The sequence below is a fragment of the Aequorivita flava genome, assembly GCF_038742595.1.
GTDB classification, from domain to species: Bacteria; Bacteroidota; Bacteroidia; order Flavobacteriales; family Flavobacteriaceae; genus Aequorivita; species Aequorivita marisscotiae.
In genome coordinates this window covers 22,066-34,216 of the sequence record NZ_JBANCF010000008.1, presented here as the reverse complement: position 1 = coordinate 34,216, position 12,151 = coordinate 22,066, and the positions used below count along the sequence as shown (strand labels likewise).

General features: G+C 36.1%; 10 protein-coding genes. All 10 read right to left on the bottom strand.

Translation table 11 applies throughout. The features are described from left to right. Nucleotides 1–3: 3 nt before the first annotated feature. Genes VZD24_RS10395 through neuC form a run of 10 tightly spaced genes read right to left on the bottom strand, consistent with a single transcriptional unit; the run spans nt 4 to nt 12,056 of the window. Complete coding sequence (locus tag VZD24_RS10395) at nt 4–1,032, bottom strand: glycosyltransferase family 2 protein (RefSeq protein WP_342687272.1); 1,029 nt, start codon at nt 1,030–1,032, stop codon at nt 4–6. Between the two features lies 1 nt (nt 1,033). Further along, complete coding sequence (locus tag VZD24_RS10390) at nt 1,034–2,584, bottom strand: glycosyltransferase family 2 protein (RefSeq protein ID WP_342687271.1); 1,551 nt, start codon at nt 2,582–2,584, stop codon at nt 1,034–1,036. Continuing rightward, nucleotides 2,581–3,720 carry a glycosyltransferase family 4 protein gene (locus VZD24_RS10385; RefSeq protein ID WP_342687270.1) on the bottom strand — a complete coding sequence of 380 codons (1,140 nt, stop codon included), beginning with the start codon at nt 3,718–3,720 and terminating at the stop codon, nt 2,581–2,583. Before VZD24_RS10385 ends, VZD24_RS10390 begins: the two co-directional genes overlap by 4 nt. Further along, nucleotides 3,717–4,601, bottom strand: a complete 885-nt coding sequence (locus VZD24_RS10380) for a hypothetical protein (RefSeq protein ID WP_342687269.1) — start codon at nt 4,599–4,601, stop codon at nt 3,717–3,719. The genes VZD24_RS10385 and VZD24_RS10380 overlap by 4 nt, the downstream gene beginning before the upstream one ends. Further along, nucleotides 4,601–6,034, bottom strand: coding sequence for an MBOAT family O-acyltransferase (locus VZD24_RS10375; protein ID WP_342687268.1), 1,434 nt, complete (start codon nt 6,032–6,034; stop codon nt 4,601–4,603). The genes VZD24_RS10380 and VZD24_RS10375 overlap by 1 nt, the downstream gene beginning before the upstream one ends. A 5-nt stretch (nt 6,035–6,039) precedes the next feature. Beyond that, nucleotides 6,040–7,125 (bottom strand): glycosyltransferase family 4 protein, encoded by a 1,086-nt coding sequence (locus VZD24_RS10370; protein WP_342687267.1) that lies wholly within the window; start codon nt 7,123–7,125, stop codon nt 6,040–6,042. Further along, nucleotides 7,116–8,507 (bottom strand): hypothetical protein, encoded by a 1,392-nt coding sequence (locus VZD24_RS10365; RefSeq protein WP_342687266.1) that lies wholly within the window; start codon nt 8,505–8,507, stop codon nt 7,116–7,118. Before VZD24_RS10365 ends, VZD24_RS10370 begins: the two co-directional genes overlap by 10 nt. Beyond that, entirely contained in the window at nt 8,504–10,201 is a 1,698-nt protein-coding gene (asnB, locus tag VZD24_RS10360; protein WP_342687265.1) for an asparagine synthase (glutamine-hydrolyzing), read from the bottom strand. Before asnB ends, VZD24_RS10365 begins: the two co-directional genes overlap by 4 nt. Further along, entirely contained in the window at nt 10,201–10,899 is a 699-nt protein-coding gene (locus VZD24_RS10355; RefSeq protein WP_342687264.1) for an acylneuraminate cytidylyltransferase family protein, read from the bottom strand. Before VZD24_RS10355 ends, asnB begins: the two co-directional genes overlap by 1 nt. Further along, nucleotides 10,899–12,056, bottom strand: coding sequence for a UDP-N-acetylglucosamine 2-epimerase (neuC, locus tag VZD24_RS10350; RefSeq protein ID WP_342687263.1), 1,158 nt, complete (start codon nt 12,054–12,056; stop codon nt 10,899–10,901). The genes VZD24_RS10355 and neuC overlap by 1 nt, the downstream gene beginning before the upstream one ends. Nucleotides 12,057–12,151: the final 95 nt, after the last annotated feature.

Below are 12,151 nucleotides of genomic sequence, written 5' to 3'. Positions count from 1 at the left end.
AACTTATTTAGTACTCCTTTTAGTATCCCACAATAAACTGAACCATCCAGCTACTCTTCCGCAGGCTTCCTTAAAGGCATCTTTTTTATTGGAAGTAGTCAACGCGTTACTGAAACGGATCAGGGTAAGCAAAAATGATGTGGCATTCCATTTAAAGCGAGCTTTTAAAGAAGGGTTTGGGTGTTTTACCCGCCAAACATAATACCCATTGCGGACTACCATTTTCCCGTATTTATAGTAGTCTGGCCTCCCTGCTGCTTCGTGGTAATGATAAAGTTGCGCCGCAGTATTCACATATAATTTTCCAATATTTGAAAGCCGGAGGGTAAAGTCTGCATCTTCGTAAAGGCCATAGCCTTCAAAATATTCTGAAAACTTCTCAGTCTCCAATATTTTTGTTCTATAGGAAGCAACGCCGCCCATAAATTGTTCCACTTCATAAATTTTCCCGCTGGGCGGAAGAAAGCTTACACTTCTGCCATGTCCAAAATCAGGAAAATGCGCTGGCGGTTTATTTGCATCTAACCCAAGTTTTTTTCGAAGCACAAAGCGGGAACCATCTGAGCGGGTCCAGCCATCGTATGAATATTCATTAGGCCTTACTTCGGCTTCGCTCAGTAACCGATGCTGTCCATTAGATACCTGGTTTTCCCACCACTCCACTTCATTTATAATATAGCCTCCCACTCCCAAGGCTTCGGGGTGAATGGAATAGGTGTTTAAAAGTGCTTCAAAATAAGTTTCAGTTAAAACAGTATCGTCGTCTAAAAAACAGACAACTTCAATATCATCCCCAACTTTTTCTATTCCAAAATTGCGCTGGCGGGTTAGGCCGCGATCTTCTTCTGTTACTTTAAAGTATTTTAGATTTTGAAAAGAATTCTTTTGAAGCATGCTTTCAGTTGCCTCATCTGTTGACCCATCCACAATCAAAATTTCATTTGGGTACAGCGTCTGCTTTGCCACCGACTCAAGCAGCTTTAACAAAGGCTGTGGCCGCATATAGGTGCAAATGATGAGGGAGAATTTCATATTAAGAAGTTCTTTTTCCCAGTTTTAGGAGTTGTTTCGCATAAAAAATCGATTTGTCGTATTGCATCAACCTAAATGGTAGGTTTAAAAGTCGAATAGGAAACATCAGCTTATTCCCAGTAAACAAATAACGTATAAAATACTTGCGCTTATACTCTGCTCTTTGTTGTTTATTGAATTGTTTATAAAATTGATACATTAATGTTGGGCTAGGTACTGGACGTATCATCCCCACAGGATTGTCGAGTTCCCACGGTTGCTGTTTTCGTTTTTTACCAAGTATTTTTGCTTGACTTCCCCAAAAACGATATCCCCCGCTAGGTGGCTTTAGGTGAAGGTTCGCTGAAAATGGATTGTGAAGTACTGTAACCCCCATTTTCGTTAGTGAAATTCCAAAGTCGCTATCCTCGCCATACCCACCGTCATAATTAATGTCGTTACCTATCAATGCTTCTACGTATTCTTTTTTTACACAGGAATTAGCATTACTGAAACTGTTTGCGGCCCCCACACACCATCGTGAGTCTCCCTTATTCTTGAGTTTAGACGAAAGATTTGACAGGTCTTGCCTTTCATTGTCCGCTCTAATGTCAAGGCCGTTACAGGCTCCAGCATTATAAGTTTGTAATAACCTGATATGATTTTCTATAAAATCTGATGGGATACGAATATCATCGTCTCCAAAAACTATATAATCGCCTTCGCAGCACGCAATTGCTTCATTTCGAGCCCTGCAGCTCCCTTTGGTTGTTTGCCAGTGGAACTGCACTTCAAAAGGATAATTTTCAGATTTGTACAAACTATGGTCCCGACTTTCTTCGGGTGTTGCATCAACTACTATCACCTGCGTCGGTAAATACGATTGATTTTTTAAATCCTCTAAAAGTTGAAGCGTATAATCCTGCCGTAACATAGTAGGAATAATATAACTAACTGTTGGATACCCCTCCAATGGTTTCAAATTTCTTGGCTGAACTTTTTGAGCTGCTTTTCGCTGTTTAAAATTTTTCCTTGCGTCTAGAAAAGCTTTCCATTCATTAGGCTTCCAAATACCTTTTCTAAAAAGCATATAATAGGAATGTGCCATTTTGAAATTCTTTCGATAAAAAACATAGCGGTCTAAAATAGAAATATTTACGTCAGCATTTTTTGTATTTGCAAAAAGATTCTTCACATAGAGCGGCACTGCCCCACTATTCCGAAGCGCATTGTAAGCGAAATCTATAGCTTGCATGCATGGAGATTCGAAATCTTTATCAAATCCATTTAGCCGTTCCCAAGCATTTTTGCGAATAGCAAAATTATTGGGAGACATCCGCCAACTAATGCATTTTTCAAGATTATCAAAATCATAAACATACCAAAAGAATACAGCTGTCTGATACACTATTTCCGGAAACGCATTTTTATATCCTTCTTTAAAGGAACTGTGCCAAATGTCACCTTCTTCTATTGAAAGTTTCTCCAACAAGTCTAAATCTGGGTCTCCTGTATAAAGAATAATCTCATCTTTAGAATTTGTAAATTCATTAAAGTTTGGAGTAATTTTCATTTCAAAAATTTCTTATAAAAATTCAAACTTTGTTTTGCAACTTCCTCCATAGCAAAAGTCTCTTCCACTTTTTTTCTTGCCGCACCCCCAAATGACTGACGTAATGCCGCGTTATTCAAAAGTTTTGTGATTTTTTCAGCATAAACTTTATGATTGGTGGGATGTACTAAAAACCCATTGAGTCCGTCGTCTATAACTTCTGGAGCCCAGCCAATATTTGAAGCAACAATCGCTTTTTTTAGCGCCATGGCCTCTATCCACGAAACCGGCAGTGCCTCTGCGAAGGTAGGAAAAACACAGACAGTGGCTTTATCAATATGTTCACTAATCTTACTGTAGGTTACTAAACCTAAGTAATCAACATTTTTAAAAGCTTCACCCGCAAAAAGAGGCTTCATTAACTCCCAAGTTGAATTACTGCCCGTTTGCTTATCACCACTGTCCTTTCCTATAAGAATGAGTTTAGCATTTGGGTGAGTTTTATTTATTTTATTAAAAATAAAAGGCAATTCTAAAAGACCTTTTTTTCGAATTAAAGTTCCAAAATATAGGATTGTTGCATCCGCTGCTTCTATATTTTTAGGTTGAAATTTCGCAATATCAATAGAGTTTGGAATTACGGTTATTTGGGTTTTAAGGTCGAATAATTTCTTGGTAACATCTGCTGTAAATTGACTTACCGAGATAATGCCATCAGCCCTTTGTAAAGCACGTTTCTCAAGAAATTTATTTTTTGTTTTTACTGGTCGTTTATCCAAATGGCAAAAATAAGTGTCGCTACCATTTAAGCGGATTACTAAAGGACATTTGGGCCTTAAGAAAGCTGTAAAACCTGTCCAATCGGGTGCTTCCACTATTTCTAGTTTCTTTTCAGCATACAACTTATTAATGAGACGTTGTACTTTTTGTTGTGTTAACAATAAGGACAGCCCCTTAATTTTTATATTTTTTATTTGATAAACCGTGATGCCGTCCTCCTCAAAAATAGTATCCTTCTTTTGTTGGTAAACCAAAACAGAAACTAGATGTCCAAGTTTCACTAAGCCAGTTGCCAGGTTTAAAATACTGGTTCCCAAACCACCTGACTTGCCAGTTTTTTTATTGGGATATTCCGGGGTTAGAAAGGCAATTTTCATTGATGCTTAATTATTAAATCATTACAAATTTTTTTGGTAAAAGCTTCAGCTCCCTCAATATTGAGATGACCGCAATCGCTAAAATATTGAGGATTCTCGTCAAATAAAGAAATATAGTTGTGAAGTGAAGGAATTCGTTTTATTAAGCTTTGAGCGTTTTCTCTATTTTCTACTTCTTTACAATAAGGCGCAGTAAAAAACTTCAATTCAAAGTCATCTCTTTTTGATAATTCCAACATTTCATCAATCTCAATATTACTTTTGTTGAAGTTTTCGGGAAATTTACCAGCTAAATCATATCCAATTCCAAAGAAAGGCATGAATCCTATGTCTATATCTTTATTTGGTTTCTTATTTAGAAGAGCTGTAAAAAACTCCCTGAATCCTACTACCTTTTCATTTTTCATATAACGATAAAAAGGGAAATTGATCATCCAAGAATAATTCTTATAGTTTTCAATCTCATTTCTTATTAAGCTATCGTGGATAAATGGCATTAACTCGGCATATACATTTCTAGAAATACCATTGTGATTATAGTTATAATCAATTTGTAAAAAAACTTGACGAAATCTCACATTATTTCTTTCGGCAATTTTTAATATAAATAACATATCACCAATAGTTCCTCCTGATATGCCAAGATTAATACAAGTTTTTCCGGTTATCTTTTCGATTAAAGCACAATCGATGTGATTTTCTGTTCTCGACGATCCCAAAAATACATAGTCATATTCTTTATTATTTAATTTAAGGATTTTTTGAATTTTATTTCTGGGGGGGGCATTTTGAAACGCATACGTATAAATGGAATCACAAACATACATAGTTGCAATTAATGCAATTATCAAAAAAATGGTAGATAATAAAAACCGTTTCATTAAAATTGAAAATATATAAAATCTTGATAATTGGAATAAACACCAAGAGTTACCAACATTATTAATACAAAAATTATTTTAAGCCATCGCAGCTTGCCAACAAATGGATGCTCAAAATTTCTGTGTAACCATTCTATTGCGATAAATAATGCTATCAAGCCAATTAGCTCTACACTATATCTTTCAATAGGCAGATATTCTATTTTGAATTTAAATCTGATAAAGATATTTTTTAAATAATCTATTGCAATGGAAATAGAATCGGCTCTAAAAAATATCCAAGCACAGGTAACTAGTATAAATGTACTAGTAATTTGATAGAATTCCTTTAGGGAAGGAATTAATCGATCTAGTGCGATGTTTTCCAAATTATTCCTATTTCTGTTTGCCAAAAGTAGTGGAAGAAATAGGAAAGCATGAATAGCCCCCCAAACCAAAAACGTCCAGTTAGCTCCGTGCCAAAATCCAGATACAATAAAAATGATAAATACATTTCTAACCTTCATTGCGACTGATCCTCTGGAACCTCCAAGGGGAATGTATAAATAATCACGAAACCACGTTGATAATGAAATATGCCACCTGCGCCAAAATTCTGCTATATCGCGAGCGAAGTAAGGATAATTAAAATTTCGCATTAAATTAAAGCCTAATAATCGTGCAGTGCCAATCGCAATGTTTGAATAACCTGCAAAATCGCCATAAATCTGAAAAGCAAAATAAATGGCTCCAATAGCCAACGTTAAACCGTTGTATTGCTCGTAGTTTTCAAAAATATCATTCACATATATGGCGCAGGAATCGGCGATAACCACTTTTTGAAATAGGCCCCAGATTATAAGATGAATTCCAGATTGGGCATAACTATAATTGAATTTTCTTTCCTTTTGTAATTGAGGTAATAAATGTGACGCCCGTTCAATGGGCCCTGCCACAAGTTGAGGGAAAAAAGCAACATAAGCTGCAAAGTCTACGAGGTTCTTTGTAGGCTTCATTTTATTTCTGTAAACATCAATGGTATAACTTAATGTTTGAAAGGTGTAGAAGGAAATACCGACTGGAAGAATTATATTCATTGTATGCTTGGACATAATTATTCCAAAGGAAGCCCACGCATCTATCCAGTTTTCTATAAAAAAGTTGTAATATTTAAAGATGGCTAATAAGCCTAAATTAATTAAAAGACTAAAGGCCAAAAACAGTTTTCTTCTTCCCCTATTCTCAATCTTGGTGATTTTTAAGGCAAGGAAAAAATCTACCAAGGTGCTAAAAGCTATCAAACTCAAAAAACGCCAATCCCACCAACCATAGAAAACATAGCTAGCAATAAGAATAAAGATATTCTGAAGACTGATTTTTCTTTTTAATACAAACCAATAAAAGAAAAAAACGATTATAAAAAATATAGCGAATGTAATAGAGTTAAAATACATAAAGGTTAACTTTCTAATATGGCTATATGTTGTTCTACCATTTTCTCAAGCCCAAAGTTTTCCTTAATCAATTTGCGGGAATTTCCATTTATCTGATCAGTCCCTTGAATAAGATTTATCAATATACTCTTCAATTCTTCGACATCCTTTGCTTTGAAAATGTATCCATTAACTCCATTTATTATAACTTCAGTATTTCCGCCAACCGGAGTAGTAATTACTGGCACATTGGCTGCCAAACTCTCTAAGATTGTCAAACTAAAACACTCCATATGAGTGGGATGCAACAGGTAATCGTATTTATAATATGTTTCGGATAAATTAGGTGAACTCCCCATAAAATTAAAATTTTCTTCAACTCCCAGGTCTTTCAACTGTTTAAATAGATGCTTCTCATAAGGCCCTTCCCCATACACATCTATTATTAAGTTGGCTTTCAATTGTTGTGGAATTTTAGCTACTGCCGCAATTAAATCTTGTATTCCTTTTGATTCCCTTAAGTGAGAAGCAACCAAAAATGAAGGGCTTTTAGCATTTCGAATAGCGCTCTCTTTTATATTTTGAATTAAAATACCGTTGTAAATAACTTCGCATTTTGGTTTTATATGCTTTCCGAAATCGCGTATTAATTCATTAACAGTATATTGAGATACGCCTATAAAAAGATCGATGTATTTAGCGTATAAGCTTCCCTTAATCCGTTTTACTATTTTCTTTTTGATGGGGTATCCGTTCAATGGTCGCGGATTGTGATCTACTGCGATAATTTTACCCGGTAAAATCTCTTTTACGCATTTATAAAATGGAGTGCATAATTCTAAAAAGTGCGTGATGACATGGGAATAAGAAGCTTTTCTTTTCTGAACATAGTCTAGAAATAAATTCTCAATCGATTTCCCATCCGCTGCTATAATATTCAACTTACCATACTCACCGTGATTTCCACTATTGGGAAAAAACCAATCCACGGATATGTTTAGTGTTTTACTACTTGCATCAAATTGCCAAAAAAAATAGTCCATCCCGCCTACTCTATCAGGCAACAATCTATAGTCGCAAAGTACCGCTATTCTCTTGTTATTTATGCCCATTGCCTCAAGGTTTTGGCTATGCGTTCGCTGGTGCCTATTAAAGGTTTTCCTATTTGCTGTGCCAATAATAATTGTCTTTCCTCTTGATGGGCATTTGGGTTTTTTAAATAAAACTGTATCGCTTCAATTAATTCAGTTTTGTTTTTTGCTATTATAGTTGCTTCGCTCTTTACAACGTATTCAATATGTTCGTAATTCAGAAAACGGCCATCGTTGTACAACCCATTTTTTTCGTTGCCAAAAACCGAATTTATCACTGGTTTATCAAACTCCATAAAATCGAGACTCATGGTAGAAAGCATATTGATACTTATATCTGAAAACTCAAGAATTGCACGTAAATATTTTACATCTTCAATAGACGGTACTCGCTGCGACCAGGCTTCCTGATGCCCGTGACGACTTATCTTCCAATCAGGGTAATTCCAAATTATAAAAGGATATTTTGCCGAAATCTCCTTAAATCGTATAGGATCTTCCGCCGGAGAAGTGCGCACTATAAAATTGAATTGAGGCAGTTGCCCAACTATCAAAGCTTCGGCAATTGTTTTAATATAGAGTTCATCATTCTTACTTGTAGAAATATCACCACAACTAAAACAGACTGTCTGCAAGTCAGCTTTTAAACCAAATTGTTCTTGGAATTCCTCCTTAGTATTTGCATATCTCGGCAGTACATAAGGTTCAAACTGGGGGGTGCCTACAACCTCAATGGTTTCAGCCTTTACATTTTTATAAAAACGAAGAAGATCATTTTTCATCAATTCGCTCCACACCATATAGTTTTTAAAATCAGCTGCCATTCTCCCTTTAGAGGCCAAATTATCCCAACTGAAAATAAATGCTGAAGTATTGATATTCAATTTATGTGCTGCATATACCAAAGGCGCAATATAAGGCGGTCGTTGATGCGTAAAGAAAAGCTGGTCTGGTTTTTCATTTTTTAAAATCGCTAAATAGTTTTTAGTAATCGATTTGTTTTTAAAAGTGCTTTGTTGAAGTTTATTGAAATAGGAAATCCATTTTTCACTGTGAAACAAACCAGTAATCTTAAAAATCATTCGCGTAGCGTATCCGCGTGGCGTTTTGTTATCTGATTTATTTGTGTTCAAATTATCAGTAATCCCAAAATTACCCTTTTTATGATTTTGAAGATGTGCTACTTCTTTTGCCTTTCTAAAAAACCAGGTAAAAAAATGCTCCTCAAAAACTTCAAGCTCTATGACCCTACAATCTGTTATTCCTTTATAGACCGATGCCGGAAGACAAGAGAAAATAACTATCTCATTAAAATTTTGTTCTGCTTCCACTAAAAAATCGCTCAACACAAAATTGCGGAAGCCTACTCCATCGGTGATTACTACGGCTAGTTTTTTGTTCAAAATTCAGGATTTTTTAGCAATGCAAAACTAATCCACTGCCAAATATGAAAACTACTATCATTGCGACCGTGAAAATAAGCTTTTATTTCTTCTTCAAGTTCGTCCGAATTAAACCAAGGGTGATCTTGGATATTATTTAAAACTTCCTCGACCCATGGCTGTAATTCGTCTGCCAGCCACTCCCGTTGGGGAGTCTGCATAGTCCTTTTGGGTGTAAAGGTTATGGAATCAGGCAAAAAATCTGACACTAATTCTCTTAATAAATATTTTTGAATTCCATTATGGAATTTATACTCTAAAGGTTGCGCAAAGGCAAACTCAACAAGTCTATAGTCTAAAAAAGGCTCTCGTAATTCGGTGCTGGCCGCCATTGATATTCTATCATTAAAACGGAGCGCCCTCGGTATTTTTGTGAAGAATAAATCGCGATACTGCAAATTCAATAATTTATCAGAAAAAGGTTTCGGATAGCTTGGCTTTTCCGCCAATTTCAAAAACTCTTTCTTGAGAACATTTTTCCTAAAAGGCGAATCCTTTACCCCTTGAATAGTTGCATCACTTTCGTTGAAATAATAATCATATCCTGCCCATTGCTCGTCCATTCCTTGTCCGTCTAGCAATACTTTAACTCCCTGTTTTGAAGCTTCAGCAAAAATCTTTCCATAAGCAATAGTCGGAATCCCACCAAAAGGTTCATCTTGGAAATGAGCAAATTGAGAAGCCAAATCAATTACTTCTTCAGCATCTAATTTCACTTTACTCAATGGGTTCTCAGTTGTGGAAATGAGAGTTTCTGCCCACTGCAACTCATCGTAACCCTGATGCCCTGTATAAAAGGTATAAGCGTTAATGTTTTTACCCTTATAGTTTTGGTTTACCAAAGCCAGTAAAAGTGAACTGTCTAATCCTCCACTAATATTAAATCCAACAGGAACATCAGCACGAAACCGAAGGTTTATACTATCTTTCAGTAATTCCAAATAATATTCTTTTGCTTCCGCAAAATTAAGTATTGGTTGCTTTTTTACAGCCTCCTCAAACATGTAATATTTTTCAATCGTAAGCTTATCCTCCTTAAATTCCAAATAATGACCTCCCGGCAGTTGAAAAATATCTTTCCAGAAAGTTTCGGACGGCATCCCATAATTTCCAAATGCAAAATAAGTTGCCCAAACTTTACTGTTAGGTTGTTTCGAAACATCAGCTGCAAAAAGCGTTTTTATTTCGGAGGCAAAGAAAAACGAATCTTGATTTTTAGTGTAGTAGAAAGGTTTTACACCAAAACGATCCCGAGCTGCGAAAAGTCTTTTCTGTTCCTTATCCCAAATTGCAAAAGAAAACATTCCGTTAAACTTATTCAAGCATTCCTTGCCCCAGATTATAAAAGCGGCGAGTAATACTTCGGTATCAGATGTAGTTTTAAAGTGATAGCTCTTCTTTAACTCTTCTCTGAGTTCTACATAATTATAGATTTCACCATTGAAGATAAGAATATAATTACCGCAAGCAGAGATAAAAGGTTGATTGGCATTATTTGAAAGATCGATTATTGCGAGCCTGTTATGACCCAAGCAAAGCTTTGGCTTAGTATAAGTTCCTGTAAAACCTGGCCCTCTATGACGCTGTGTGTTTAGCATCTTCGTTAAGGAATCTTCGTTCGCTGCTGCTCCAATTATACCAACTATACCACACATTAGCGAAAAAGGTTTTTTGCTATTTTTTCAGCATTCTCCCAATCTTCTGTCGTATCTATATTAACATAGGTCTCTTGGTTTGATTGAATGTATGAAATGCTATCACCGAAAAGTGAATTGTGTTTTAACACGACTTCTGTTTTGGTAATATAAATGGCACCATCACGAATAAATGCAGGCGGCAAATCCTGCCGACGTTTTATTATTTCCCTATCACCGACAGCAGATACTAAATGTCCATTATCGTTAGTTTTAAAAACCCAATGAGGGTTGTATTCATGGGGAACTTCTATAACTGAAATTAAAGAATCCGTTTCTGATTTTACGAATTTTGAAATGGCCTGATCAATGAATTGCTCTCCTCGGAAAGGACTTGTAACTTGAAGCAAACAAACTGCGTCATAATATTCATTATCCAGAGAAAGTGTTTTTAATGCATGTTTTACAAAGTCAATTGACGGCGAATTGTCTCGCGAATACTTTTCGGGCCTTTTAAACGGAACCTCAACACCTAATTTTTGAGCAAGTGCAATTAGTTGTTCATCTTCGGAGGAGAAAATAACCCTGCTTAACAATTTTGAAGCCAATGCACTTTCAATAGTGTATTGCATCAAAGGTTTCTCCAACAACATTTTTCTGTTTTTATTGGGGATACCTTTACTCCCTCCACGCGCAGGTATAATACCCAAAAATTTCATTAGTACGAGATTGTTTTATGATAGCGTAAGTTAACAGTTGCCAAAATATCGGCAATCCTTTTACCGCTATCACCATTTCCATAGATAGTACTTCTATTATTTTTCGGATTTTTTAATTGCGAATTAACGGCTTGCCTAATGTCCTCCTCATTATAGACAACATCCAAAACATTGTCGCCCCGTAATCTTCTATTTTGTCGAGTTCCTATATTTACAACGGGCACTCCTAAAAAGGAACATTCCCTAATACCAACGCTACTATTGCCAATGAGGCATTTACTATTGACCAATAATTTTAAAAAATCGACCGGTTCCATATTCTTAAAAAAATGAATATATTTAGGATTCTGTATTTCGCGATATGAACGAATTCCGTTCGATGTGCCGTCTGCCCCAGCATCTACATTAGGCCAAAACCAATATGTGGGAATTTGTAGTGCGTCAATAACTCTTAAAGTTTTTTGAACATCTTCCCTCGCCTGAGAGTATTCAGTAGTAACAGGATGTTGCATAACAACCAAGTATTCTCCGGAGAATGGAATCGCACTACCAACACCCCCGTATTTTTGTATTGGATTAAAATCTAATTGTGGTGATTTCAAAACTTCCGCAGCAATATCGATTGAAGGGCAGCCCGTATTGTAAACATATTCGGGGTCTTCCCCCATTTTTTCTACACGAAGTTTTGCATCTTCTGAAGTAACAAAGTGGATATCCGCCAGTTTTGTATTGGCGTGGCGTACTTTTTCATCGATATTCCCAGTAACCTCACCCCCTTGCAAGTGGATTAACGGAATGTTCTGATATGCAGCGGCAATAGAAGTGGCAATAGTTTCGAATCTATCTGCTATGGTAAGTACCGCATCGGGTTGTAAATTGTAAAAAACATTGGCCAATTCCATCACTCCCAAGCCCGTACTTTTCGCCATAGCCGTCTTGTTTTCCCCTTCCAAGACCATAAAAACTTTAGCAGAAATGTTAAACCCATCTTTCTCAATAAAATTTACGGCAGTACCGTAACGGTCAAGTAATGCTGAACCAGCCACCACCAGTTGCAATTCTAGATTAGGATGTTCTTTAATTGCCTGAAGTGCCGTTTTTACACGGCTATATGTAGGTCTGGCAGTAATTACAGCACAGATTTTGCGTTTTTTCATTGGAAAGATTGTAAATCGACTCTAAATGTAGAGAAATTTTAGGTTACGTGGCTTCCATTTTAAAATATAGGATTCAAAGACCTAAATAATTAAAC

Bases quoted from the DNA above. Each gene is read 5' to 3' on its own strand.
- VZD24_RS10395 (WP_342687272.1), bottom strand. From the start codon at position 1,032: ATGAAATTCTCCCTCATCATTTGCACCTATATGCGGCCACAGCCTTTG.
- VZD24_RS10390 (WP_342687271.1), bottom strand. From the start codon at position 2,584: ATGAAAATTACTCCAAACTTTAATGAATTTACAAATTCTAAAGATGAG.
- VZD24_RS10385 (WP_342687270.1), bottom strand. From the start codon at position 3,720: ATGAAAATTGCCTTTCTAACCCCGGAATATCCCAATAAAAAAACTGGC.
- VZD24_RS10380 (WP_342687269.1), bottom strand. From the start codon at position 4,601: ATGAAACGGTTTTTATTATCTACCATTTTTTTGATAATTGCATTAATT.
- VZD24_RS10375 (WP_342687268.1), bottom strand. From the start codon at position 6,034: ATGTATTTTAACTCTATTACATTCGCTATATTTTTTATAATCGTTTTT.
- VZD24_RS10370 (WP_342687267.1), bottom strand. From the start codon at position 7,125: ATGGGCATAAATAACAAGAGAATAGCGGTACTTTGCGACTATAGATTG.
- asnB (WP_342687265.1), bottom strand. From the start codon at position 10,201: ATGTGTGGTATAGTTGGTATAATTGGAGCAGCAGCGAACGAAGATTCC.
- VZD24_RS10355 (WP_342687264.1), bottom strand. From the start codon at position 10,899: ATGAAATTTTTGGGTATTATACCTGCGCGTGGAGGGAGTAAAGGTATC.
- neuC (WP_342687263.1), bottom strand. From the start codon at position 12,056: ATGAAAAAACGCAAAATCTGTGCTGTAATTACTGCCAGACCTACATAT.